This is a genomic window from Cryobacterium lyxosi (assembly GCF_004403345.1).
In the GTDB taxonomy this organism is placed as follows: domain Bacteria; phylum Actinomycetota; class Actinomycetes; order Actinomycetales; family Microbacteriaceae; genus Cryobacterium; species Cryobacterium lyxosi.
In genome coordinates, this window is sequence record NZ_SOGT01000016.1 from 1 (window position 1) to 24007 (window position 24007).

At 59.9% G+C, this 24007-nt stretch carries 24 protein-coding genes, 1 tRNA gene and 1 pseudogene; 10 read left to right on the forward strand and 16 right to left on the reverse strand.

The features are described from left to right. Both E3T27_RS16835 and E3T27_RS14880 read left to right on the forward strand, forming a co-directional pair. The coding region (locus E3T27_RS16835) for a hypothetical protein (protein ID WP_134573720.1) at positions 1–244 on the forward strand (244 nt) is incomplete at its 5' end. Then, on the forward strand, positions 241–777 hold the full coding sequence (locus E3T27_RS14880; RefSeq protein ID WP_134573722.1) for a hypothetical protein: 537 nt from the start codon (positions 241–243) through the stop codon (positions 775–777). The genes E3T27_RS16835 and E3T27_RS14880, both read left to right, overlap by 4 nt. Before the next feature lie 3 nt (positions 778–780). On the opposite strand, the gene E3T27_RS14885 is transcribed toward E3T27_RS14880, so the two are convergent. The 6 genes from E3T27_RS14885 to E3T27_RS14905 all read right to left on the reverse strand — a co-directional run bounded on the left by E3T27_RS14885 (position 781) and on the right by E3T27_RS14905 (position 6573). Beyond that, the gene (locus tag E3T27_RS14885) at positions 781–2400 is read right to left on the reverse strand and encodes a HEPN domain-containing protein (RefSeq protein ID WP_134573724.1); all 1620 of its coding nucleotides are present in this window, start codon (positions 2398–2400) and stop codon (positions 781–783) included. 62 nt (positions 2401–2462) lie between these two features. Continuing rightward, positions 2463–2963 carry a helix-turn-helix domain-containing protein gene (locus tag E3T27_RS17410; RefSeq protein ID WP_420898072.1) on the reverse strand — a complete coding sequence of 167 codons (501 nt, stop codon included), beginning with the start codon at positions 2961–2963 and terminating at the stop codon, positions 2463–2465. A 711-nt stretch (positions 2964–3674) separates the two neighbouring features. Further along, positions 3675–4184, reverse strand: coding sequence for a serine hydrolase (locus E3T27_RS14890; protein ID WP_134573726.1), 510 nt, complete (start codon positions 4182–4184; stop codon positions 3675–3677). Between the two features lie 9 nt (positions 4185–4193). Further along, entirely contained in the window at positions 4194–5024 is an 831-nt protein-coding gene (locus E3T27_RS14895; protein ID WP_134573728.1) for an alpha/beta fold hydrolase, read from the reverse strand. After that, positions 5024–6256, reverse strand: coding sequence for an RNA polymerase sigma factor (locus E3T27_RS14900; RefSeq protein WP_241992274.1), 1233 nt, complete (start codon positions 6254–6256; stop codon positions 5024–5026). Before E3T27_RS14900 ends, E3T27_RS14895 begins: the two co-directional genes overlap by 1 nt. Continuing rightward, positions 6241–6573: a YciI family protein gene (locus E3T27_RS14905; protein ID WP_104200957.1), complete on the reverse strand. Its 333-nt coding sequence runs from the start codon at positions 6571–6573 to the stop codon at positions 6241–6243. Before E3T27_RS14905 ends, E3T27_RS14900 begins: the two co-directional genes overlap by 16 nt. 145 nt (positions 6574–6718) lie before the next feature. Here E3T27_RS14905 and E3T27_RS14910 point away from each other — a divergent pair, with 145 nt between their 5' ends. Then, complete coding sequence (locus E3T27_RS14910; RefSeq protein WP_241992284.1) at positions 6719–7057, forward strand: YciI family protein; 339 nt, start codon at positions 6719–6721, stop codon at positions 7055–7057. Positions 7058–7447: 390 nt separating this feature from the next. On the opposite strand, the gene E3T27_RS14920 is transcribed toward E3T27_RS14910, so the two are convergent. Further along, positions 7448–8095, reverse strand: coding sequence for a dihydrofolate reductase family protein (locus tag E3T27_RS14920; RefSeq protein WP_134573732.1), 648 nt, complete (start codon positions 8093–8095; stop codon positions 7448–7450). A gap of 123 nt (positions 8096–8218) precedes the next feature. After that, the gene (locus tag E3T27_RS17415; RefSeq protein ID WP_420898073.1) at positions 8219–8365 is read right to left on the reverse strand and encodes an ArsR family transcriptional regulator; all 147 of its coding nucleotides are present in this window, start codon (positions 8363–8365) and stop codon (positions 8219–8221) included. Between the two features lie 428 nt (positions 8366–8793). Between E3T27_RS17415 and E3T27_RS14930 the strand changes: the two genes are divergently transcribed. Then, a complete protein-coding gene (locus tag E3T27_RS14930; protein WP_166786232.1) occupies positions 8794–9435 on the forward strand; it encodes a maleylpyruvate isomerase family mycothiol-dependent enzyme in 642 nt (213 codons plus the stop codon). 90 nt (positions 9436–9525) lie between these two features. On the opposite strand, the gene E3T27_RS14935 is transcribed toward E3T27_RS14930, so the two are convergent. Genes E3T27_RS14935 through E3T27_RS14945 form a run of 3 tightly spaced genes read right to left on the reverse strand, consistent with a single transcriptional unit; the run spans position 9526 to position 10847 of the window. Continuing rightward, entirely contained in the window at positions 9526–10011 is a 486-nt protein-coding gene (locus tag E3T27_RS14935; protein ID WP_134573736.1) for a hypothetical protein, read from the reverse strand. A 12-nt stretch (positions 10012–10023) separates the two neighbouring features. Further along, positions 10024–10386 (reverse strand): ArsR/SmtB family transcription factor, encoded by a 363-nt coding sequence (locus E3T27_RS14940; protein WP_134573738.1) that lies wholly within the window; start codon positions 10384–10386, stop codon positions 10024–10026. Next, positions 10383–10847 (reverse strand): SRPBCC domain-containing protein, encoded by a 465-nt coding sequence (locus E3T27_RS14945; protein WP_134573740.1) that lies wholly within the window; start codon positions 10845–10847, stop codon positions 10383–10385. The genes E3T27_RS14940 and E3T27_RS14945 overlap by 4 nt, the downstream gene beginning before the upstream one ends. A 607-nt stretch (positions 10848–11454) precedes the next feature. Here E3T27_RS14945 and E3T27_RS14950 point away from each other — a divergent pair. Further along, complete coding sequence (locus tag E3T27_RS14950) at positions 11455–12129, forward strand: haloacid dehalogenase type II (RefSeq protein WP_104197647.1); 675 nt, start codon at positions 11455–11457, stop codon at positions 12127–12129. A 284-nt stretch (positions 12130–12413) separates the two neighbouring features. Beyond that, positions 12414–12632 (forward strand): three-helix bundle dimerization domain-containing protein, encoded by a 219-nt coding sequence (locus E3T27_RS17420; RefSeq protein ID WP_420898074.1) that lies wholly within the window; start codon positions 12414–12416, stop codon positions 12630–12632. Between the two features lie 25 nt (positions 12633–12657). Here E3T27_RS17420 and E3T27_RS14955 read toward each other — a convergent pair whose 3' ends face one another. Continuing rightward, positions 12658–13419, reverse strand: a complete 762-nt coding sequence (locus tag E3T27_RS14955; protein WP_104197649.1) for a ParA family protein — start codon at positions 13417–13419, stop codon at positions 12658–12660. Between the two features lie 364 nt (positions 13420–13783). On the opposite strand from E3T27_RS14955, the gene E3T27_RS14960 reads away from it, so the two are divergent. The 3 genes from E3T27_RS14960 (at position 13784) to E3T27_RS16665 (ending at position 20392) form a co-directional block, all read left to right on the forward strand. Continuing rightward, positions 13784–16321, forward strand: coding sequence for a zinc ribbon domain-containing protein (locus E3T27_RS14960; protein ID WP_134573742.1), 2538 nt, complete (start codon positions 13784–13786; stop codon positions 16319–16321). A 266-nt stretch (positions 16322–16587) separates the two neighbouring features. Beyond that, positions 16588–19485, forward strand: a complete 2898-nt coding sequence (locus E3T27_RS14965; protein ID WP_241992285.1) for a hybrid sensor histidine kinase/response regulator — start codon at positions 16588–16590, stop codon at positions 19483–19485. 4 nt (positions 19486–19489) lie between these two features. After that, the gene (locus E3T27_RS16665) at positions 19490–20392 is read left to right on the forward strand and encodes a response regulator (protein WP_166786234.1); all 903 of its coding nucleotides are present in this window, start codon (positions 19490–19492) and stop codon (positions 20390–20392) included. Between the two features lie 371 nt (positions 20393–20763). On the opposite strand, the pseudogene E3T27_RS17425 reads toward E3T27_RS16665, so the two are convergent. The 4 genes and pseudogenes from E3T27_RS17425 to E3T27_RS14990 all read right to left on the reverse strand — a co-directional run. Continuing rightward, a pseudogene (locus tag E3T27_RS17425) lies at positions 20764–20919 on the reverse strand (hypothetical protein); the annotation flags it as partial. 26 nt (positions 20920–20945) lie between these two features. Next, positions 20946–22238, reverse strand: a complete 1293-nt coding sequence (locus E3T27_RS14980) for an ABC transporter permease (protein ID WP_134573748.1) — start codon at positions 22236–22238, stop codon at positions 20946–20948. Beyond that, a complete protein-coding gene (locus tag E3T27_RS14985; protein ID WP_104197654.1) occupies positions 22235–22990 on the reverse strand; it encodes an ABC transporter ATP-binding protein in 756 nt (251 codons plus the stop codon). The genes E3T27_RS14980 and E3T27_RS14985 overlap by 4 nt, the downstream gene beginning before the upstream one ends. A 124-nt stretch (positions 22991–23114) precedes the next feature. Continuing rightward, positions 23115–23765, reverse strand: a complete 651-nt coding sequence (locus E3T27_RS14990) for an MBL fold metallo-hydrolase (RefSeq protein WP_104197655.1) — start codon at positions 23763–23765, stop codon at positions 23115–23117. A 139-nt stretch (positions 23766–23904) separates the two neighbouring features. Here E3T27_RS14990 and E3T27_RS14995 point away from each other — a divergent pair. Continuing rightward, a tRNA-Glu gene (locus tag E3T27_RS14995) sits at positions 23905–23980 on the forward strand. Positions 23981–24007 lie beyond the last annotated feature (27 nt).

Below are 24007 nucleotides of genomic sequence, written 5' to 3' on the forward strand. Positions count from 1 at the left end.
GATCAAGAGTCATACGGACCGCTCGTTCGCGAACCTCTGTTGGGTGTTTCTTGGGCATATCCGAATCCTTTCACCAGAAAGAAAGCGGCAGGAAATCAGGGACGGTTCAGTTCGCACTCTCGAAAACGTGGTGCTGATGACGCCAGAGCAGATTCACGTCAACTCGTTCATGTATGAGCCAATCCTGGACATGTCCGACGATCACCTTCGCAAACTTCTTGGGGACGTCAAGAAGCTGAAGTGATTTTAGCGTTACCCCGCCCTGTTCATGCTTGCAATTTCCAGGCAGTAGCCCATAGTGAAAAGCCAGCAATGCCAAGGCTTACTTCCCGCGACTACCTCATCCACCGTCAATTTCTTCGCGAGCAATGGGAAGAGCACGACGGTGCCGCTTTTACTGATCTACCGATGCAAGAACAACGTGACCTTCACGACTATTACGCTCCAGCGGTTCCTTTTGCTGAAAAGGAGGCCCTGGCACATCGAACCGCGATGACGAAAGTCTTCCCGTCGCTCCCGCAGAAAGCCGGCCGGGCATATCAAGCCATTCAGGCAGCGGTTGATGGAACACCGAATCAGACCGTCGATACCTACCGCGACGAGACCACGACAGTTGAGCTCATCGCAGGTAAGCGGCGGCCACTTCGGGTAACGGGTGTCGCTCGCCCGAAGATTGATCACTACCGACTTGCTCGTGTGCTGCTTGCACTCGAAAGGCAAGACACGGATGGAAAGCTACTTGCCCGGGCGAAGAAGATCGGGCGTCGTCGACATTGACGGTTAACCTTCTAGAAGAAGTTGCGCACTTCGAAGTTCAGAACTGAGCTCCAGAAGGTCTGGGCGTTCGACATAGAGTTTGCGGAGCACTTCAAGCGCGATCTGGATGGCGCGTTCGCGCTGGGTCCATGCCTCTTCAGGCTTTGGCTCTTTTGCGCCATGAACCAATCGGCTACGAGTTTCGTAGAGATTCTTCAGTTCTTTTTGGAGTTTGGCGCGTTCGTCACTACTGCCAGGTTCTAGGAGCTTAGCGATGGATCCAGTGACACGAAACGTAGTTTCGGTACTAGTGCCGAATGCGTTCTCCCACACCACTACAGCATCAATGAAGGCATCGGTAGCATCCCAGCGTTGTGAGACGGCACCGAGAATTCGCTTCATGGCGATGTCGAGTGATTCGGGGTGCTTCTCCTGGATAAGCGCGTGGAATCGTAGAACCTCCTTGTCCTGGCCTGCCTTTAGCGCGTAGCTCGCAGGAGTGCGCGGGTCCATTTGCCAGTTGGACAAGCCTCCTGGTTGTGTCGGATCTGCGATGTAACGTGATACCTCGCTGGTCGCGAGGAGTTCCTCATCTGTAGAGGCGAGCAGGATACTCAGACGTGCACGATCGATGCGTCGTTGCAGGGTGCGATGGGATTCTTGAATTCGAGCGCTGTACTTATTCCATACTTTGATGAAGTCGTCTGGTTCGCTCGGATTGAATGCCGAAACTTTTAGGAGTTGGATCGGAAAATTGGTGGTGAATACGCTCGAAACACGGTCGGCCTCATTGAGGAGCAAATTCTTTTCGACTGGACGCACACCGCGGAGTTCGTCATCGCCGAACTTCAGCACAGTGTCGTCTTCGATGCGTAGCCCACTGAACCCGATGATGGCCGGCACCTCGACCGGCTTCATCGTGGCAAGCGTACGAAAGGCTTCCACTGATGATGGGATCGCGGACATCAAGCCGCGTTCGTTGAGCGGCGATCCATCGAGCTGAGCGTGCACTGCGGCATTGAAGATGATCGCATCAATGATCGAGATGAGCTGCTTGCTACCGCCTTGTCCGCTACTCAAGATCCAGTTTGCCTGTATCTGGAGTATTACCTCATTGATCGAAGTAGCTTCTTCAATCGACGGAGTATTTGGAAAAAGCGCTTTGAGCTCAGAATCTGCCATGAACGTTTTACAGGCTTCGACGGCTTTAGGGTGAGAAAAAATACCTGCAGTGGTGCTCATCCAAAAGGCGCGTGGACCGTGCTTTGGAGGAGTGAGAAGCAGGCTTGGCCACACGTCATGAGCAACTTCGCGTATGGCCTGGACGACGGGGTCCTTGCCACTCGGGATCTTTTTTGCGTCGCCACCAGCCATGCGGTGCAGGTAGTTTGCGAGGCTTCCGCCTAACTCTTTGCGATAGTAGGCAAAGCTGCTAGAGGCTGTGAATGTGAAGTCGACATCGCCATTTCCGCTGTACGGAGTCTGATCGATTGCAGTCTGGAGTAGAACAACGTATTCGGCGCGCGTAGATTGCAGGGCTTCGAGGACCGGCTTATCTTCGGGCAGAGCGAAGACGTACCGAAGAAATGGCTCACCATAAGCTCCAATAATGCGGTGTGTTGCTTGTTCCGATAAGTCCGCCATGTCTGTTCCTCATTGTGACAGTTTCGTCAGACATTTCAAGCTGGAGGTTCCATTCCGTAGTTCTAATTTCTCTGCCTGGGTGCCTTGGGTCGCATCGCAACTCCCCTTCGATGCAGCGCTCGAAGCATCGCACCATGCGACAGCCCGTGTTTCTCTTCCAATTCCGCCATCGTCATTCCGGCCTCATAGTCTCGAGCCATCGTCTCATCTTGCTCCGGCGTTACGACCTGCTGACGGACGACGACGTTCCGCTCACGAAGCAGTCGGAGGAGGGCAGATGGCGCAACGCCAAATTCGCTGGCAAGTGTTCTGGCGCTTTCGCCAGCTTCGTAGCGCCGCACAATATCCTTGATCTGTTGAGCGCTGAGTCGCGATGAGAGTCGATGAAGTTGGAACTCCGCGGGCTCACAGGGGGTATCTCGTAGGCCTTGGGGGATAGCCAATTTCCGCAATCCATCAGGGGTTAAGGCGAGATCCGAATTGTTTGACAAGAGGTCGATAATGCCAGCTTTAGCCCCTGAGTTTCCGCGGAAACCAGGGGTATTTCTTGTTTCCAGACACACCGTTCACAGCCCAAAGTGCCACTTAAGGTACCAAAACGATCTGCAGCCGCTATTTTGGCGGCAGCTGTTAACGCCGACCCAAAACAGGGCCAGTACTGACGCCGAACCCACTACGGGACGCGTGATTTGTCGCCAGAGGTCCGCAAGCGCCCAGGCGACGTGCGTGCATGTCTCGCCACCAATGCGATCGGATTTTATAGACGAATCTTCCAAGGTGAAGCCAGGGACGACGAAGCGAATGGACCCATGAACAAGCACTTCGTTGTTGGAGCGGGCCTGATCGGCCGTCCGCTCCACGAACGCCTCGCGGCGCCCGGTGACCATCGCGACCCACTCAGGCGCTACCACCCTGGTACTGGATGCCAGTGATCCGGCCACCTGTGCGCAAGCTGCAACGGATGACTCGACCATCTTTGTCTGCACGAATCCGCCATACACCGACTGGGCCGCACAATGGCCGCCCCCTCATCGATGCGGCTATCGCCGCCGCATCCGCCACGGGCGCCCGGATCGTCGTGATGGGCAACCTGTACCCGTATGGGTCGCCGACCGGCGCAATGTCCGAACACTCTCCCGAGACGACTACCGAAGTGAAGGGACAGATTCTCCGGGCTGGATGGGCGAAATACGCACCGCCCACGACGCCGGTCCATCCGCGCCGTCGAGGTGCGCGCCAGTGACTACGTCGCGCGGCATACGGCTCTCCGCGACTCAAAACGAAATCCAATAGACACCGAGCGAACCCACTGCGAAGCGGGCGACTAGGAGCAAGACGATGACCGCTATTGCGATGGTCAGCCAGAGCCACCATCGGTGGCCGGTATTCGCGATGGCCAACGCGATGAGGATGGGTACGGAGAGATACATCACGGACACGACCAGTAGGGGAGCGGCGAATCCAAGCGAAGATACGCCACTGACTGTGGCGATGACGGCCACCGCAGGGATCAAGGAAATGGCTGTGGTGATGGTTCCGATTACTCCGACCGCCCAAGCAAGCACGAATTGGATAGTGCGTGTGAGTCGCTGTTTCTCGGCTATCACTTCGTTGTTACCTTCCGCATGCTGGTTGTTGATTTGAGTAAGGATGCACAGAATGATGGGGTCAGCGTCGACTTGCCCGAGGATGCCGGCGTCGTTGGCGATGCCATAACTTCCTGCACCGGTCTTATCCGCGCACTCGTATGCGCCGGTCAGTCCCGCGCGTGTACGGGGGCGCAAAGGGGCACCTCAGTGCATTTCGGCCCGTTGCCGCAACCAGTCCATGGCCAAAATGCTTGCGTTCAGAATTGAAACATGGCCGTCTCGTGGCCGGGTCCAGAGTTCGGCGTTGGGGAGGTGCTCGAGGAGCCACTGGGAGTGGGAAGGGGGGACGATGCGGTCATCGCCACCGTGTGCGAGGAGTACGGGTATCCGGACGCCTGACAGATCAACGCCCCATGGTTTCACGAAGGCAAGATCGTCAGCGATCAGCCCCTCGGGGCCAGCTGCTGTCGCGGCGCCTGCGTCTGCGTTGAGTGATGTCCACTCCGATTTCAGCGCGGCGTAGTCTCGCGAATTGAAACTGTCTTCATCGAAGTTGGAGGTTCGTTCGAAGATTACGCGGGCATCCTTTCCGTGTTGCGCCGCACGCAAAGACAGCCCACCGCCTGCCATTCCGGCGAACCAGTTGAAGTCTGTCGTGAAGGGCGCGAGACTCGCGAACGTTGCTACAGCCCACACCCTGTCACCCAGAATCGCTGCGCAGGCGAGGGCGTGTGGCCCGCCCCCGGAAGCACCTATGACCGCGATCTGGTCGATGCCCATCGCGTTGATGAGCTGCTCGACGTCGGTTGCGGCGTTTGTGACGGTGCGACCGGGTTGAGCTGACGAGTCTCCGTAGCTTGGTCGTGCGTATGAGATCCAGCGGATGCCGCGCAGCGCCGCTGCTCGCAGGTGCGGTTCGAGGGCTGCTCCGGTTTGAGGCGAGCCGTGGTGCCAGACAACGGTTAGGGGAGCGTGAACTCCGTTGGTGCTGTCGTGAACGTCCAGTGTTCGCCCGTCGGTCAGGGTGATATGCATCAGCGTCTCGTTTCTGCCAGGCGTTTGCCCAGGTAACGTTTCTCGGCCTCTGATGGGGCCAGTTGAAGTGCTTTCTCGTATTCGGTTGCGGCTTCGGTCCCTCGACCCATCCTGCGCAACAGGTCGGCGCGTGTCGCCGGGAGTAGGTAATAGTCCTCCATGCCCCGAGAGGTTACGAGCGCGTCGATAAGGCGTAGGCCGGCTTCTGGTCCTTGGGACATGGCCACTGCGACCGCGCGATTGAGTTCCACGACCGGTGAGGGATCGATGAAGGCGAGAGCGTCGTACAGTTCAGCGATGCGCGCGAAGTTAGTGCTTGCAGCATCCGAAGCCTCGAGGTGGCAGGCGGCAATGCGGGCCTGCAGTTCATACCTACCTGCTCGCGGTACCAGCAACCGAAGGATGGTGAGGGCCTCGGTGATGGCATCCGGGTCCCACAGCGATCTGTCCTGCTCTTCGAGAGTGACGACATCTCCGACAGCGTCGGTGCGAGCTGCGGTACGCGCGTGATGCAGCAACATCAGGGCGAGGAGCGCGCGAACTTCACCGTCGTCGGGCATCAGCTCAACGAGCAGCCGGGTGAGCCGGATTGCTTCACGAAGGAGAGAAATTCGGATGAGATCTTCCCCGCCAGTAGCGGAGTACCCCTCGGTGAACAACAAGTACAGCACCGCCAGCACACCGTCTCGCCGTTCCGGCATGAGGTCGGGCGGTGGCACACGGTAAGGGATACCGGCGTGCCTGATCTTTGCCCTGGCACGCACGAGTCTTTTATCCATCGCCGGTTCGGTCACGAGAAAGGCACGCGCGATCTGTGCGGGAGTGAGGCCCGCTACCGTTCGCAGCGTCAGGGCAACGCGGGCATCGATCGGAAGTGCGGGGTGGCAGCAGGTGAAAATGAGACGGAGACGATCGTCGATACCTGCATTAATGTCCGGATCGGGCTCGACCGGTTCGTCTGCTTCGACGGCAACCCGCCGAAGCGCGCGGTCTTCGGCGCCAGCATGCCGAAGCAGGTCGATCGCCCGCCTCTTGGCCACCGTGGTCAGCCACGCGCCAGGATTGTCCGGAATGCCACCTTTGCGCCAGTCAGAAAACGCCCTCACAAACGCATCCTGTGCACAATCCTCGGCAAGGGCGAAGTCGCCGGTCATTCGAATCACAGTGGAGATGATGCGCGCAGTTTCCTCAGAAGAGGCACGAACGATAGCATCCGCTACTCGATCGGCCACATCGGCCTGATCTCGATCTGACCGAACTGGGCCATTGGATGCCTCGCTGCGATCTCAATCGCCGCGTCGAGGTCGCCGCACTCGATCACGTCGTATCCAGCGATCCACTCCGTCGTTTCAGCGAACGGCCCAGCAGTGACGCTGAGCCGTCCACCACGCAGTTTTACCGTGGTCGCATCGTTCGCCGGGCGCAGACGGTCGCCGTGGCGTCTGGTGCCCCCATCAGTGGTTTCGGCTACCCATTCTTCGATGGTGTGAACAGGTGGTTCGGTCGTCGGCGCCGTCGAGTCTGTGCAGATGAATAGCATGTATTCCATAAGTTGGTCCTTTGCTTGTCGTTGTGTGAATTCGACGTACGGGATGAGCACCTCAGGACAGCGCGTCAAAACGCGGTGTCCTCATAGTCTTTCGCTATACGTCGCAGTAAGAAATACATCCCTGAAGGAGTTCCTCTTGAAGTACATGATTTTGATCCACACGAGTGCAGCCAGCGACCTTGCGATCCGAAGCGAAGCCCTCGCTGAGTTCGAAGCCGCCCACGGCGCCGTTATCGGCGAGCTCTCCACCACCGGCGAGTTGATCGACACGCACGAGCTGGCAGTCCCCGGCGCGAAAGTGGTTCGCACTAACGGCGGTCTTTCTGTCACCAATGGACCATTCGCGGAAACCACCGAATGGGTGGGCGGGTACTACATAGTCGACGTCGCAAGCGAAGATCGCGCGATCCAGATCGCTGCACGTTTCGTTGAAGCCCGCTACGCGGCGGTTGAAGTGCGCGCCTTCGCTTTGCCGCCGCTGTAGCGACTTGAAATCGTTCAGTAGGAAGTCATCAAATCAGCCGGCCAGCGTGCGGACGTTGGCGAACATGCCGGCGGAGGTAATGGTCATCGCCTGTGGAGAGACCCTTTGGTTTCTCGTCTGGAAGTGGGAAGCCTCCGTGTTTAAAAGCAATCAAACAAGAGCTTTCATCAGGTCCCACGCGCGCTGTATCGGTCCTCGCGATCGGGGACAGCTCGTTAGGTCGTCGAATGAAATGTCATGAGGAACCTTGTCGATGAAACCAAGGGTGATGAGCGCGGAACCCGGGAAGTGCGTCACGCGAGGTAGTTGCCCAGAGCCTCGAGCAGGCCCCGGGTACCTTCCTTTCGGCCCGGCCCATCCGCCCAGAACTGGTCGAAGAAGACGCCGTCCCTATCGTGCGAAGTTAACGTGGATCGTGCCACTCTCGGCCACTTCCGTTGTCACCTTGTGAGTGAGGTCGAGGCTGGGCAGGTCGTCCCACAGTTGAGTGCCCCGGCCGAGGAGGATCGGGGCGACCATGAGATGCAAGTGATCGACCACGCCGGCGCGCAGGAAGTCGCGCGCGGTGCCGACTCCACCGCCGACGCGCACGTCCAGGCCGCCGGCAGCCTCGGTCGCCTCCGCGAGCACGTCCTCGATTGCGGCGTTGCGGAAGTGGAACGTTGTTCCGCCCTCCATCGGGATCGACGGACGCGGTGCGGTGTGGGTGAGGACGTAGACCGGGGTGCCGAACGGCGGCTGGCCACCCCACCAGCCTTTCCAGTCCGGATCGTCGGGAAACGAGTGCAGGCCGAACATGGTCGCGCCCATGATCTCGGCGCCGACGCCCTCGAAGAACGCGGCGGCGTAGGAGTCGTCGATGCCGGTCGTGCCGTTGCCGCTGGTGTCGTCGAAGACGCGCTCGTGGAAAGTGCGGGTCGCGGCGTAGGCCGCAGTGAGGCGCCCCCAGTCCTCACCCATCGGATTTTCGGGGGCGTGGCCGGTCGTCGAGGTAAAGCCGTCCAGCGAGATGAACAGGTCGATGCGAACGCGGGTCACGTCAGGTTTCCTTCGGAGTGGTACGGGTCATGTGGATGCCGAGCCGGTCGGCTTGGTGTTCGGCGGGGGTTCGTTGCTCGCCGAGTCATAGGTGTAGGATGTCGAGGGCGCCCGGTCGCAGGCTCACGATGCAGACGCGCCCATATGCTTCTGTGACGTGACCAGTCCCGCGTTCTCGAGGACGCACAGGTGCTGCATGAGCGACGGCAACGCCATCGAGAACGGTGCCGCGAGTTCGGACACGACTGCTGGGGGGACTTCGCCAACCATTCCACGACGGCCCGGCGCGTCGAATCCGCGAGAGCGCGGAGCACGGCATCGAGTTCGTCGTGATACTTAGGCACATACCTCATTATTTTAGAAGGGCAGGGATTCGTCAACCGGCTCACGGCAGGAACGTGTCTCGCGTTTGAAGCTTCTCCGGAATTGATCGTTTAGCACCAGTGTCATTTTCCGTACTCGACTGCACAAATCATCCACACCGACGTCGACCCTTGCTGCCGTCCTGTATGAAGAGCGTTGAATGGGGCTTTCAGAGAGTGACTGGGCGCAACAGCCGCACGTGTCCAAAGGAGTTTGCTGGTCGCCGCGACAAAATCGAATAGTTGAAATCGGTAGTCTTATTGCGGCGAATGCTTGCAAGGGAACCCCCGACAGGTGACCTTTTAATGACCACCCGTTTCGGAGGCCAATTAGCCGTGACAACGACAGACGTAGAGGTGCTGTACGCCGCTGAGCGCGACCGATTCGTGGAAGATCTCGTCGGTCTCGATGACGCATCCTGGCAGACGCCGAGCCTGTGCCGAGGGTGGACAGTGCGCGACTTGTGTGCGCACCTGCTCATGCCCTACGAGCTAGGATTTGGCAGCTTCATTGTCGGTCTCGCGCAAGCGCGCTTCAACTTCGACAAGTTCGCTTATCGCCGGGCCAGAACTGACCGACGAACTGGCGCCGAGCTGACGCGCTTGATCACGAAGACCAGTGTTGCCGGCTTCGCGGTCCCCGGCGCGGGAGAACTCGCCCCTCTGGCACACCTGGCCATTCACTCCGGAGACGTTCGTCGGCCGCTCGGCCTTGCTAATCGGATTTCCCCTGAAGCGGGCTGGATGGTGCTCAATGACCTGACGAGCGGCAGGCACTCGGTCGGTGACGATCTCCTGCGTGGACTGCGCTTCCAAGCCACCGACACCGATTGGTCGCTGGGTGGAGGACCCGAAGTCAGTGGCGATGTCGCTACTCTTCTCAGCGCACTCAACCGCCGTCGTGCGGCCGCGGCTGACTTGGCGGGCGCCGGTGCAGACGAGTTCCGGTCCCGCTTGGGACGGGTGAGCGGACGCTGATGCACGTCGAGCGAATCGGAATCCTGCACAAATTTTTGTTCGCGAAATTAGCTGGCGCCTGACTTGTGTCGACTCCGGCCGAGAGTGCCGCTATGAGATGTGCTCGCGCACGGCGACGCGAAGGTCGAGGAGCTGTTGAGTGTGTACGGGAACGTGGTCCTCAGCGAGCCCGTCAATGAGGCTTGCAAGGGGGATGGGCTGGTCTAATATGAGCGCGTCGTTAGACAGCAGGAGCGCCGGGACCAGCACGGAGTAAGTTTGGTCGCTGAGTTGATCGGCGATGTCGCACAGTATCGTGGCTTGATTTCGAACGTGGTCTAGCAAGTCAGACCTACCCGAGTGGGCGGCGATGATCCGGTCCAGGTTCCAGGAATCGAGAGAGATCCGGTTGTCGAAGCTGGGACGCGAGCCCGAAACGACTCCGAGCGCAACCGCCGCGATGGCGGCATCCACACTGAGGAGATGAGCCAATATCTGATCGGCGTTCCAACCCTCGTAACGATCTTCGCCGAGATCGGGAATGGATGCCGTTTCGAACAACTTTTCATAGGCGCTTCGAAGGGCTGTTGTGATCATGAGGTTCTTCCTCTACGTCTTGTTTTGTCGGCCGGGATCAGCGTCTTGGCGACGCTGCATTGCTTCGGCGATCTGGGTGATCCGCTGTAACCGTGCGTCCCACGATGCCCCGACGGTGGAGAGCTGCGCTACCGCGCGAGCGAACTGTGCATCGTCCAACCGGTAGCACATCTCCCGTCCGATGGGCGCGGCATGCACCAAGCCAACACGGTGCAGTACCCCAAGGTGCTTGGCAACGGCCTGACGCGTCACGGGAAGTTCGTGGCTGAGGCTGGTTGCGGTGCCACCGCCAGCAGCCAAGAGCATGTCGAGCATGCGCCGCCGGGTCGGGTCGCCGATCGCAGACCACAGGTCATCGTCGATTACCGCAGTCATTGGGCGGCAACCAGTTGCCCGAGATAGTCGCGAAGGCTGGCCAAGTGCATAGTCCAGCCGACGGAGTGCTCCTTGTATTGTTTCTCAAGAACGGCAGCCTCCCAACCTATTTCGCGGAATCCCACCTCGGTAAGACGAACCACGGTGCCAGTGCCAGACGGCACGAGTTCGAAGGTCACCAGTAACGAGTTAGCAGGGGTCGCGACCTCACCGAGGGGATAAACCCAACGGAAGGAAAACAAACGAGGCTGTTCAGCATCAACCACGGTGATGGAAACGACCTCCACCTCAGCTTTGGCTTTGTCTCCCCAAACAAGTTCACCGACAGTACCTGGGACAGGCTCCAGGAGCGCCTCAGCATGCCACCATTCCCGGATGTGCGCGGGACTGCTGATGACTTTGTAAACCACCTCGGGCGAGGCGTCGATGCGGAACTCGCGTTCGATGCGTCCGTACTCCATTTTCGTCCGACCTTTTGCAATGTTTGGTTGCACGTCACCATAACGCCGCGCACCCGCTACGCGCAACCGATGGTTGCTTGAGTGAGCGGAAATGCCGGACGCTATCGACCACGCGAGCGCCCGAAAGAGGAACCTTCCACGGGCATTCCCGCGCCGTTACGGACTTCGTCGCTGTCAACGATCCTGAGTGTCGCGTTTGCCCGGCCCGATATAGTGCCCGAAGATCGGGGGCGGTTTCTAGGGGTCGGCGTAAACAGTCGACCGTGCCCCGGCAATGGAAAACCACGAGCGCAGCAACGACGGGTGATTCGAATGGAGCCAAGCCTGATCTCGGATTCGATCGGACCGTCTGGCATATCCCACGAGTAGGCGACCCGGTTCATTCTGCAACAATCGCGCCCGGAGTGCATCCGCAAAGTGGCTTTGCGCAAACTGGAGGACCGTGAAATGGTTGAACGCACAGTGGTCATCATTGTGTCCGTGCCTGCGGAATGGGGGCGTTCGGTAAGATCGCGAACACAACGCTCGTTTACCTTCGTGCTGGGGCCGAGGCCGGACCGGTCGGTTCACAGCAGCTGGTATATTGACCAACCTTGAGGAGTCCACCATGAATGCAGCCATGCCGGTGATAGTTTTTGATGTCAATGAAACCCTCTCTGACATGTCTCCGATGGAGGATCGCTTCGTAGAAGTCGGTGCTCCGGGCTACCTGGCCCGCATTTGGTTTGCATCCGTGCTGCGGGATGGGTTCGCCCTTGCCGCGTCTGGGGGCAGCGTGAAATTTTCCGTGGCGGGCGCGGAGATCCTGCGAACTTTGTTCCGCGATGTGGCCCTGACCAGCACCATTGACGAGGCAATAAACCACGTACTGGAAGGCCTCGGAGCATTGAAGCTGCACCCGGACGTCGCAGACGGAGTGCGAGCGCTCAAGGATGCCGGATGTCGCCTCGCAACCCTCTCCAACGGGTCCGCGCAGCTGGCCCAGAACATGCTGACCACGGCGGCGATTCGGACTGACTTCGAGGCCCTTCTCACCGTCGAGGATGCCCCGCACTGGAAACCAGTCGGTTCCGCCTACCGGTACGCGGCGGAGGTTCTCGGAGTTCGACCGGCCGACATGCTCCTGGTCGCCGTGCACCCCTGGGACATCCATGGGGCAGCCCAGGCGGGCCTGCGCACCGCCTGGCTGAACCGAACCGACGCACTGTATCCGAACTACTTTGCGATACCGGATTACACCGTTCCAAATCTCAGCGAGCTCGCCGAGCGCCTCCAGGCTTAGGACTCTGCGCTCGGTGGGTGAATTTGACTGTGTCTGGACACGACGACGCACATCCTCCACGCTCTCACCGAGCGGAAGAGCAGGGTATCGACGTGGATGAACACACGGCGTACATCGATCGAGAACGGGTGAGTTACGCCGCGATTTTTTTTGACCTTCGGGGCGTGCCCAGCCCCGGTCGGGTAGGAAAAACCGTCGTCGTACTCACCGCGACGCCGTCGTCGCGCTCAAGCCAGGGTGGAGATTCTGGTTATGTACAGCACGGAATGTAGGCACAATGAACTATGGACTCAAAGCAGGAAAAGAATGCGGTCGACGATATGGTTCGCCGGCTTGAGGTCAGGTACGCCGATTTACCACCGGATCGGGTGAAAGCGGTCGTGACGGCATGCCACGCTTCCCTCTCCGACAAACCCATCCGGGACTTCATCCCGGTGCTGGTTGAACACGCAGCCCGGTCGCAGCTGCGCGCGGAGCGAACCGCACCTCCACGAGCGGCGTAGCGTCGATTCGCTCTAGCGCATGGTCTTACCCACGTCGCGCGCCCAACTTGACTTTCGACGAAGCACGAACGTGCCCCCAGAGTTGGGCGAATACCTGAGCGGCCTCAGTGTTCGGTGCGTATGTTCCGATCGGGGCGCGTTCGGTGCCCATCCGTTCGATCACGACGGTCGCGGGAACGACGAGGTCGATCACCTCTGGGTGTTCGCGCGGCAACGCCTCTGCGGTAAAGCGGTGCACAAGTTTGCGGCGGTCCACCATCGAAAGAAATGCGAACACTTTGGGCGGCCGGTCCGATGCCGCGATGATCTCGTTGACTTGGGCCAGTGAACGTAGTGAAAGCGGTGACGGTCCAAGGGGGACCACGGCAAGGTCGGCCGCGTGGAGTGCGTTCTCCGCCACGAGGGACGCCCCGGGCGGGCAATCGAGAATCACGACATCGTATTGGTTCGAGACCGACTCCAGCACCTTGGCGATACGCTGCGTCGACTTTTTGGCTGAGTCAAGGAACAGGTCCAGATTTCGGTAGGTATCATCCGCCGGGAGCACATCGAGGTTTTTGTACGCGGTCGGCCGGATGACAGCATCCACGTGGCTTTTGCCCCGAATGAGAGAATCCACGCCGCCTTTGACCTTTGCTTTGACGTTGAGGAGATACGTCGCAGCGCCCTGCGGGTCCAGGTCCCACAGCAGCACTCGGCACTCATGGGACGCCTCCCAGGCGAGATTGACCGCTGTCGTTGTCTTGCCGACCCCACCCTTGGTGCTGTATATCGCGACCGTCTTCATGACCCCATCATAGAAGTCAACCTCGCGGCGTCGTGGGCCGGCGCAGACTCGACACCGTGCCGCGTTGGAGGCGCTTATAGCGGCCAGGTACGTGTGGTGATTTCAGCAGTCTACGAATCCAAGACTCGTCGTGTTCCCGGTCTGGAGCTTCGACAGAGCCGGTGAGAGACATCTTTGCTGTGTAATAGGCTGATAATTGCCATCAATTTCTCATGAAATACGCAGGTGATGTTCACCCTGTGTCGGCACACACATTCATCTTGGGGAGATAACGACATTCATGTCGCTTGAAAACACGCCGCCGACCACGCCACCGAATCCATTTCAGGCGGGATCGATACCGACTGCACCAGACCAGCCCATAGTGAATTCAGCGTCTGCTCAGCCCGGAGACACGCGGGCCAACCCGTATGCTGATCCGGCCAGGCAGCCGCTCGCTCAGCGGCCGAGCGGGCCGAACGCGTTTTCCACGATCGCGCCGAGCGCGTGGCGGGGAGCCGTCGCATCCGCTGGAATCGGGTACGGGGCAGCGTTTGTTGTCGCGCTCCTGACCGTTGCCCTGACTGGGCTTCTCAGCGGCTGGGAGATGTTCTCGGCTGGCTGGCTTGTCTCCGGTCCCGTGCAGTTGGTTGCAATGGCAACGTTCGGCCAGCTCGGAGCGTCGGCAGAAGTTGAGTACATGATCTCCTTCGCCGGAAATGTCGCTGTGGGAGTACTGCCGCTGCTGGTACTTGCCGCTCTATTGGCCGGCAACTACCTTTCCAGTCGTTTCGTGGGGCGCGGCGTCTGGCAAGGCTCCTCGGCCCTCATTCTGTCGGCCGTGTCCGGGCTCACGCTCGCCATCGGGGTGACCGTGCTGGCCGCGGTGCTCCCAGTGCAGTTCCACGATCTGCAGTTGGACATTCCTGTCGGCTCAACTTCCGCGGCATCCGTCGGTTCGTTCTTCGGCGCGCTTATCCTTGGATTCACCGTCTCCTACGTGGCCCGGCTGCAGGCCACGGACGCATGGTCGCGTCTTCTCGTTCGCGCAACCTGGCTACCACGGGGCACCGCGCGCATCGCGGGCCTGCACCTCGGCGCGTTCATCGCCGTGCTGGCGGTCGTGCTCGCTATTCTGACCCCGCTGTCCGCGGCCGACGAATATGTCGGAATGCTTCCCATATTTTTGCTTACCCTCGCCATCAACGCCGTCGTGATCGGCATGTTGGGCGCCTTCTCCGTCGATCTCGGCGACCTGGATCGGGTGCTGGCCAACCTGGGCGGCGCATCCAACGAGCAGGCACAGCAAAACCTCACCGTATTCAGCGACGGAATCACCGGCTATATCTGGCTCATCGTGCTGCTCGCCCTGATTCTGGCGGTCGTCGCCTCGCTATTGCTGGCCGTTCGTCGCAATCGAGTGCGCCCGGCGCCGTTGTCGTGGCTGGCCACCATCGTTACCTACATGGTCTTCGGTTTAGTGCTGCAGCTTCTTGGCAGCGCTCTGTTCACGGCGTCGATGACTGCACCCGAGAATGCCTCGACGTCGGGAATGTTCGGACCCGCTGCGTGGACCTTTCTGATCTTCGCAATCTGGGGTGCTGCTATCGAGGCACTGACGCGCTTTGTCGCACCGGTTATCTTGGCCTATGCGACGCCGGGGGTAATCGGCGCCCTCGTCAAGCTATCCGGTCAGGAACGCCTGTTGCCCCTTGTGCCGACGGCACCGCTCATGCCGGTCGGCACCGTCGCAGCCGGCCTGGCCGTTCCTGCGGCAGGGACGGCTTACACCGTCGAACCCGCCACTGGCTATCCCGTCACTGGCTATCCCGTCACTGGCTATCCCGTCACTGCCGATATCACCGCGGCCGGCCAGCCAGGTGCGACACCCCTCCCGTTCGCAAGCAGTACCTTGACTCCGGCCACCGCGAAGCGAGTGAAGATCGGCGCCATCGTCGTCGGTGCCGCTGCGTTGCTCATTATCGCGGCAAGTGTGGCTGGCGGTATTGTGCGTTCCTCGGTCTTTGGCCCGCAGAATGTTGCGAACGCCTACCTCGACGCGTTGGAAAAGGGCAACGCCACGACGGCTCTGAAGCTGCTCGGGTCCTCAGCGGATGCCGGTGACGGCATGCTCTCCAACGAAATCTTCGGGCTGGCGACGGATCGCATCGAAGACGCCGCTATTTCAGAGGTCACCATCACCGAGAATGTCGCCCAGATCGAGGTGCACTTTAAACAGGGCGGCGTTTCTGATTCTTCCGTGCTGAAGCTCACCCGCACGAGCACCGACTGGCTGATTGCCGATAACTGGTCCATTCTGAACGCCGAGCCTGGCCAGATCGACGTCTACACACCAGCCAAACTGGATGATGTGTCGCTCGAGGCGAACGGTATGTCGGTCGGTACAACGAAGAACGACGGGCTGACCCTTCCGGCCTTTCCCGGCACCTACGAAGTGACCATTCCAGCCACGGACTACTTCGAAGAATCATCGGTGACCTATGTCGTGAGCGGGCTGCTCGGGGGGTATGGAGAGTTCGAATCGAGCGATGACGAGTTTACGGCCGCCCCAACGGCGAAGTACGAAGCCGCTGCCCTGGCAGCCGTGAACACGCTCATCACGACCTGCCTCGCTGCGGGAGATGCCGCATCTGACGACTGCCCATACATGGGGTACATCTCTTCGTACTACTCCAACGTGGTCTACACCCTCGTCACAGCGCCCGACCTCACCGTGGATCTGTCGTACGAGGATGGTGGCTTGACGGTCTCCACCGACACTTACGGTGTCGTGACTATGGAATACGACGTGAACTACGGTTTTTCTGCCGAGGTCCGCCATGAGACCACTGAGAATCACCTCACGATCACCGCTCAAGTCAACGTCGTCGACGGCAAGGTCGTGGTGACCTCGATCTACTAACCGGGTATCAGGGCATTCGACGTTCGGGTTCGGCTTGCGCCGAACCCGAACTTTTTTGCCCGCGGCAGGCATTTTCGACCACCCCCGATCAGAAGACATATGAGGGTGTCTCATGATATAGATTTAAACCAAGCGAATTCACGGTCGGCTCGCAGCATTAAAGCTTGGCAAACGAGCCGGCCCTGTGTCGTTGGACTGAACTGCAAGCTGTTTTACTGCACTAATCGCATCTGGTGGAGCGATAGATCACGGAGGGTGTGACCGACATGACAAAACCCCGCGGTGAGGACGACTCCCGAACGTCAAGTCACGACGGAATGAGCGCTGAAGAGCCGACTCTGACCAGCGACGACTATTCGGATGCGCAGAAGGATGTCGCCGACAAAAACATGCTGGAACAAACGGTGAGCCTGCAGCATGCCATCTTCAACAGCGCTAATTTTGCGTGCGTCGCTACCGACGCCAAGGGAGTCATCCAAATCTTCAACGTGGGCGCGCAACGCATGCTCGGTTACGCGCCTGAAGACATAGTGAACACGGGCGTGCCGGGAGACATGCACGACCCAGACGAGATCATCGCTCGTGCTGCCCAGTTGAGCGCCGAATTCAGCACCACAATCCAACCTGGCTTTGAAGCCTTGGTCTATAAGGCCAGCCGGGGAATCGAAGATATCTATGAGCTGACAACGATTCGAGAAGATGGCAGTCGCTTTCCGACAACGGTGTCGGTCACGGCGTTACGTGACGGCAACGCGGAGATCATCGGATATCTGTTGATCAGTACCGACGACACAGCGCGCAACCAGGCATCGATGGCCCAATCTCTCCTTGACCAACGACTGCGTGATCAACAGTTCTACACTCGGTCGCTCATCGAATCGAACATCGACGCGCTTATGATGACCGACACCAGGGGGGTTATCTCTGACGTGAACCAGCAGATGATCAAGCTCACTGGGCGCACCAGGGACGAACTCATAGGCGCCCCGTGCCGCAATTTCTTCACGGATCCGTGTCGGGCGGACGCGGCCATCAAACGTGCGCTGACCGAGAGCAAGGTGAGCGATTACGAACTGACGGTGCGCTCCATAGACGGCGATGAGACTGATGTGTCGTACAATGCCGCGACGTTCTACGATCGGGACCGAGTGGTGCAGGGTGTTTTTGCGTCGGCCCGTGATGTGACCGAGCGCAAGCGCTTCGAGCGAGCGCTGCAGAAAACGAACATCGAGTTGGAACACGCCAGCCGCATGAAAACGGAGTTCCTGGCAACGATGTCTCACGAACTGCGCACTCCCCTGAACGCCATCATCGGCTTTTCGGAGGCTCTCAAGGACGGACTCATCGGAGAGATCACCGCAACGCAGCGTGAGTACATCGGAGACATTTATTCCAGCGGACACCACCTTCTGTCGCTGATCAATGACATCCTCGATTTGTCCAAAGTCGAAGCGGGGGTAATGGATATTGAGCTGGAATCGGTCGATGTGCAGTCGCTGTTGGAGCAAAGCCTGTTGATCGTGCGAGAAGACGCCCTAGCTCATGGACTGCACCTGGTATTCGACGGTGCGGAGGATCTGGGGATGCCACTGCTCGACCGACGCAAAACCAAGCAAATCGTCTATAACCTGTTGTCCAATGCCGTCAAGTTCACGCCTGACCTTGGTGCGGTCACGCTCACAGCGAGAAGGGTGCCGCGCAGCGCTGTGGGTAAAATCGTCGGCACCCGACCGGTGCATGATTTTCCACTTCCTATGAGTGACGTCGATGATTTTCTGGAAATTCGCGTCGACGATACGGGTATGGGCATCTCACGTGAAGATCTATCCAAACTCTTTCTCGCTTTCAGCCAGATCGACAGCACCTTGGCGCGCAAGTTCGGAGGGACCGGACTTGGTCTCGCCACGGTCAAGCAGATGGTGGAGTTGCAGGGAGGCACGGTTGCTGTAGCCAGCGAGACCGGCGAGGGATCCAGTTTTGCCATCTGGCTTCCCCTGGGCGCGACCGATGACTTGGCGCCGGCTTGGCCAAGCGGGGAGCAGAAAAAAACGAGTTCCAACGGAATGTCGGAAGCATCGGAAGCATCGGAACCGGCTGCCGGCCCGGACGCCCAGTCGATAGCTTCGGCGCACCGCGACCCCGGTGGCGCGGTGAGTGCGGGGGGAAACGAAAGGTTACCTACTGTCGGCGAATTGGTGGAAGCGGCGCCGGAAGGGGCCCTCAACGGCGAAAACGGCGAAAACGGCAAAAACGAGGGCGACGAGGTTGCGTCCACGGGGCGGCTCACAAGCGACTCTGCGGTCGAATCCCCGGATACGCCAACACAGATTCTTTCCGATGTGGCCGAGAGCCTTCAGCAAGTGCCCGCAGGCGAGGAGCACACCGACAAGCACGTTGTTCTCGTTATTGAAGACGACGCCAAGGGGGCCGAAGTTCTTCGGCTTTTGTTGGAGGCTGAAGAGTTTCGGGTCATCATCGCTCGGAGTGGTGAAGAGGGGTTGGACCTTGCACCGAAACAACGTCTCAGCCTCATAACCCTCGACATTCGTCTGCCGGGAATGAACGGTTGGGGTTTTTTGATTCGCCTGCACGAGTTCTCGGATCTTGCCGCCGTTCCGATCGTGATCATTGCGGGCGACACCGATGTGAGCCTGGCTTTGACGCACGGCGCGGCCGCCGTATTGGAGAAGCCGATCACCCGACAGGCGCTGCAGCAGTCGTTGAAAGCGCTCGGCCTCAGCCCTGACGCCCGGCGCACCCGATGCGTTCTGGTTGCCGACGATGACCCCGAAACTGTCGACGTGATCGCACGCTTTCTGACCCGACCGGATTATGTAGTTGAACGCGCGTTCACAAAAGATGCGGCCATCGAGATGGCGCAACGTTTGCACCCTGACCTGGTGTTGCTCAATCTCATGATGGAAGGGTTTAGCGGCTACGAGGTGGTGTTGGCGTTGCAAAGCGATGAGAGTACCGAACATATCCCCGTGTTGATCGTGTCTAGCAAGCCACTCACCAAGCAGGAATCAGCGGCGGTCGACAGCGATCCGACCCAGCCGGTGCGCGTGCTCGGTACGGACAACTTCAACCGAACGTCCTTCATTGCCGAGGTCAAACGCGCTTTGCAGTCGGGCGGACTTCGCGACGACCCGACGGGTAGGTAGCGATGTGGCCAGAATTCTTATCATTGAAGACAACCACATCAACATGAAGCTCGCCACGCTGCTGGTGCGCCGGGCTGGCCACTCGACGTTTGAGGCCGTCGATGCTGAGAGCGGTTTGTTGCTCGCTCGGGTTGAACTGCCAGATCTGATTCTGATGGATATCCAGCTACCGGGAATGGACGGGTTCGCCGCTACCGCTTTGCTGAAGAGCGATCCCGCCACCGCCGAAATTCCGGTGATCGCCCTGACAGCGATGGCCATGTCTCGGGATCAGGACCGGGCGCGTCAGGCTGCTTGTGACGCGTACATCACCAAGCCGCTGCGCTATCAGGAACTTCAGGACGCGATCAACTGGCTTTTGCCGCGGGCTGACGATGAGGACGCGTCTGAGGAAATACCTTCAACAATAGGCAACGTTTCGAGGCCGAAGGAGTCGTCTTCCGGCTTCTCGGCGAGAGACTGGTCAACAGTTGAGGATTTTCCCGCAGGGACACGATCGACGACACTTCGCGCCCCGGATGCCACTCGTATTCTTGTGGCTGGAGGTAATCCGACCAATCAAAAACTCATTTTGTGGCAGCTGAAACTACTCGGATACGAGGCTGACCTCAGGGACAACGGCGCTCTGGCCCTCGCGCTGTGGACAACGGGAGATTACCACCTAGTGATCACTGACCTCCAAATGCCACAGATGAACGGCTTCGAATTGGCCACGGCCATTCGAGCGGCAGAGGGGCCGGGTGTACATGTGCCGATCCTGGCTATGACAGCCAGCGCGGTGCGCGGCGATGCCGACCACACCCGCGCGGTCGGCATGAACGACTACCTCATACGCCCGCTGCACCTAGCCAAGCTGCGGGTGGCTCTCTTGAAGTGGTTGCCCCGGGAATCCGACCACGAGCAGTGACCCCTGCATCGGTCCGCACCGCCAGGCTGGGCAGGACCAGCGTGCAGCGTGCAGCTCGACGGTTCGGTTGAGCGACTCGGCCAGGGTACGAGCCACTTGTCGGTCAGTCGTGCTCGGGCTGGCGCCGGCTCCGGTCGCAGCTTCGCAGTCGACGGCAGACGCGGCCCGGCAGGCCTGAGCGGGAATCGATTGCATGGCCATGAAACGTGCGACGCCCACCATGGCATGCGTGAGCAGGTCGGCCTGCCCGTGTCGAAAAACCCGGGCAACATCATTCTCGGCTCATCGATGGTGGATGATTCGGTACCGATGATGGCAGCGTTCTTAGTGTTGAAATAGTTGAAGAAGGTGCGCTGGGAAATGCCACTCCGGCTGCAGATCATATCCACGGTGACGTTGTCGCAACCGTGTTCCAGAACGAGGCTGACGGCACTTTGTTTCACTCGCAGCATCGTCTCATGATGCTTGTCTTCACGAGTTTGCGGGCGCACGGGAACCTGGGTGCGTGGGGTGGGGGTGTCGGTCATGCCTCGTCCTGTTGCTTGGTATGGCGCTACTCGTACCGCAGCGACTCGATCGGGTTCTGCTTTGCGGCCCGCTGGGCCGGCAGGGTGCCGGACAGGAAGGCGATCGCCATGACCAGCAGAATGACGAAGCCCACAGATGCCGGCTCAAACAAGAGGATGTTCAATCCCGGCAACCCGGAGAGCAACCCCTGCGACAGGACGGCGCTCAAGGCGGAGCCGAGCCCGATCGCCACACCGGCACCGATAGCGCTGCCGAGGAATCCGATGACGACCGCTTCGAGGCTGAACAGGGTGTAGACCTTGCCGCCGCTCATGCCCATGGCCTTCATCAGGCCGATCTCACGGGTGCGCTCCTGCACGCTCATCAGCAGGGTGTTGATAATGCCGAATGCCGCCGCGATCAGGGCAATGACGGCGAAAGCGTTGAGTACCCCCACGATGCCGTTGATCACCGTCTGCACGGCGCCCAGCTGATCTGCAATGGTGCGCGCGGTGTAGTTCTGTGTGGCGAGGTCGGCCTTGAGGGCGGTGACAGCATCCGCTGACAGGGTTGTGTCGAAGTGAGCCACGGCCACGCCGTAACTCGTGACGGCGGTGGCGATGCCGCCGGACTGCGCGTCGGCCAGCTCGGCTATCAGCGCGTCGTTGGCTCCGGCGCCCGCAGCAAGCAGGCTCTCGAGCGATACGCCGACGACGGTGGCCTGCACGGTGTGCTTCGCTCCGAGAATGTCGGTGATACCAATCGACACGGATGCCCCCACCGCGTCGTCCGCCGACGCGAACCCGAGCGGGGTCACGAAGGTGTCAGGCAGCACGAGTTGCGCGTCACTGGCGCCGCCGTCGAGTTGCGCACCAGCAGTGAGGTCGGCCGTGGTGACGGCGGAGGTGGCGTTGATGCTGAACTCGTACTGCGAACCGGTGCCGTACTCGATGTAGTCGGGCTGAACAGCGCGAATCGGATCGACCGACACAATGCCGGCGGTCTCGCCAATCTTGGTGAGGTCGGAGTCTGTCAGCGCCTTGGTTGTCGTGCCGGGCGGACCCTGTCGGCTGGAGACAGATGCTGAACTCTTCGGGTCGTACTTGACTGGGCCGTCGCCGGCTGTCGTGGCGTCAGTCGCTTGCGTGATGATGAACACGTCGGGGGAGCCAAGGGCGCCCACCTGAGCGTCGACATACTGGCTGACGCCGGCGCCGACGGCGTTGGTGAGTGTGAGAGTGAAGGCTCCGACGAAGATGGCCAGAACGGTCAGCGTCGTGCGAAGCTTGCTGCGAAAAGTGTTGGAGATCGCGGTGGCGACGAGGTCCTTGGCTCTCATGCTGCGCCTCCGGTGGTGGTCGGTGCTTCGGGGGTGTGCAGCGCGTGCGCCCCGGTGTGCGTCGGACCGGCGTGAGACACGACCAGTCCGTCGCGAATATAGATCTGGCGGTCGCAGCGGGCGGCGAGTTCCTCGTCGTGGGTGACGATGACGAGCGTGATGCCTTGGCTGCGATTGAGCTCGAACAGGATATCTTCGACCACGGCGCCGGTGGCGGTGTCAAGGTTTCCGGTGGGTTCGTCGGCGAAGATCACCCGTGGTGCATTCACCAGGGCGCGACCGATAACGACGCGCTGCTTTTGCCCGCCCGACAGGGTCGTGGCCTTGTTACCGGCTTTGTCGGCCAGTTCAAGCTGTTCGAGAACTTCCATGCCGCGGCGGCGACGTTCCTTGACGCCTATGCCGGCGATCTTGAGCGGCAGAATGACGTTGTCGAGCACGCTCACGTTGGGGGTGAGAAAGAACTGCTGAAAGACGAAGCCGAACTCCTTGTTGCGCAGCTCGTTGACCGCGCGCTTGGAGAGCGACTTGGCGTCTGTGCCGGCAACCTGCAGCGATCCTTTATCGGGCTCGTCGAGCAGGGCGAGCAGGTGCATGAGGGTCGACTTGCCGGACCCGCTCTTTCCGACGATCGCCACGGTCTCCCCGGGCGCGATCTGAACGGATACCCCTTTCAGCGCGTCGAACCGGCTCGTACCCGAGCCATAGGATTTTTCCAGGCCTTGTGCATCAATTACCCATTCGGAGCCCATCGCGCATCCCTCGCCCCTGGTGACCTCGCAGGCCACATGTGCAGTTACTGCACTCTAAATTGCTGTTACTGCACGTTTACTGTCAGCGGGCCGTTTTCACAAGGATGCTGCGCCCCTGGTCGGTCTACAGGTCAAGGCTGTCGCCCGGTTCGAGGGGAAAGAACTCACCGCCGCTGAGTTGGGTGACATTCTGGAATCTCGCATTGGACAGGTCTTTCCCGGCGCGAGAGAGCAGCATCTCATGGGTGGGAAAGCTGCGCTTGGGCTTGATCGCGAAAATGTAGTCCATCGCCTCGCTGATTTTCATCCATGGTGCCGCGGCCGGAACGGCGAGCGTGCCGACCTCGACCCCCTCGGGAATGGTGAAAGCGTCGCCGGCGTAGTACAGCTCGTCATTGACGAGAACTCCGACGTTGTCGATAACCGGGATCGATTCATGGATCACCGCGTGGGTGGCTCCGAAGAAGCGCAGGGTGAACGGGGCGACTTCGATCACGTCACCGGCCTGCACCGTCGTGACTTCGAGATCAGCGTTGAAGGCGGCAATGGCGCGCGTAACGCCGGCCGGCGCGAAGATGCGCAGATCGGAGTTCATTTCGATGATGCGGCCCAGTTGTTCCGGGGTCCAGTGGTCGGCGTGTTCGTGGGTGATGACTACGGCCACGGTGCCGGCCGTGTGCGAAAGTGCAGTGGTGAACGAACCTGGGTCGATATAGAGTTTTTTGCCGGTGAGTTCGATGATCAGGGCAGCATGCTCCAGCTTGGTCAGTTTCATGCCCTGAGCTAACCCCGATTCGAGTCGTGGCGCAACAGCATCCACTTTCTTGACTGATCGGCAGCCGTCACGGCGCGCCGCGTGCGCTCAGTTTGGAAGAGCACTCCTTCATGTGGCATACTCGGAAAGTTGCAAAAACGGCCCCATCGTTTAGCGGCCTAGGACATCGCCCTCTCACGGCGGTAACGCGGGTTCGAATCCCGCTGGGGTCACCATTGCCCGGTCGCTTACTCTTCACAGGT

Bases quoted from the DNA above. Each gene is read 5' to 3' on its own strand.
- E3T27_RS14985 (WP_104197654.1), bottom strand. From the start codon at position 22,990: ATGGGCTCCGAATGGGTAATTGATGCACAAGGCCTGGAAAAATCCTAT.
- E3T27_RS14935 (WP_134573736.1), bottom strand. From the start codon at position 10,011: ATGATCACAACAGCCCTTCGAAGCGCCTATGAAAAGTTGTTCGAAACG.
- E3T27_RS14980 (WP_134573748.1), bottom strand. From the start codon at position 22,238: ATGAGAGCCAAGGACCTCGTCGCCACCGCGATCTCCAACACTTTTCGC.
- E3T27_RS14895 (WP_134573728.1), bottom strand. From the start codon at position 5,024: ATGCATATCACCCTGACCGACGGGCGAACACTGGACGTTCACGACAGC.
- E3T27_RS14910 (WP_241992284.1), top strand. From the start codon at position 6,719: ATGATTTTGATCCACACGAGTGCAGCCAGCGACCTTGCGATCCGAAGC.
- E3T27_RS14965 (WP_241992285.1), top strand. From the start codon at position 16,588: ATGACAAAACCCCGCGGTGAGGACGACTCCCGAACGTCAAGTCACGAC.
- E3T27_RS17415 (WP_420898073.1), bottom strand. From the start codon at position 8,365: ATGGTTGGCGAAGTCCCCCCAGCAGTCGTGTCCGAACTCGCGGCACCG.
- E3T27_RS14885 (WP_134573724.1), bottom strand. From the start codon at position 2,400: ATGGCGGACTTATCGGAACAAGCAACACACCGCATTATTGGAGCTTAT.
- E3T27_RS14950 (WP_104197647.1), top strand. From the start codon at position 11,455: ATGAATGCAGCCATGCCGGTGATAGTTTTTGATGTCAATGAAACCCTC.
- E3T27_RS14990 (WP_104197655.1), bottom strand. From the start codon at position 23,765: ATGAAACTGACCAAGCTGGAGCATGCTGCCCTGATCATCGAACTCACC.
- E3T27_RS17420 (WP_420898074.1), top strand. From the start codon at position 12,414: ATGGACTCAAAGCAGGAAAAGAATGCGGTCGACGATATGGTTCGCCGG.
- E3T27_RS14945 (WP_134573740.1), bottom strand. From the start codon at position 10,847: ATGGAGTACGGACGCATCGAACGCGAGTTCCGCATCGACGCCTCGCCC.
- E3T27_RS14940 (WP_134573738.1), bottom strand. From the start codon at position 10,386: ATGACTGCGGTAATCGACGATGACCTGTGGTCTGCGATCGGCGACCCG.
- E3T27_RS14955 (WP_104197649.1), bottom strand. From the start codon at position 13,419: ATGAAGACGGTCGCGATATACAGCACCAAGGGTGGGGTCGGCAAGACA.
- E3T27_RS14905 (WP_104200957.1), bottom strand. From the start codon at position 6,573: ATGGAATACATGCTATTCATCTGCACAGACTCGACGGCGCCGACGACC.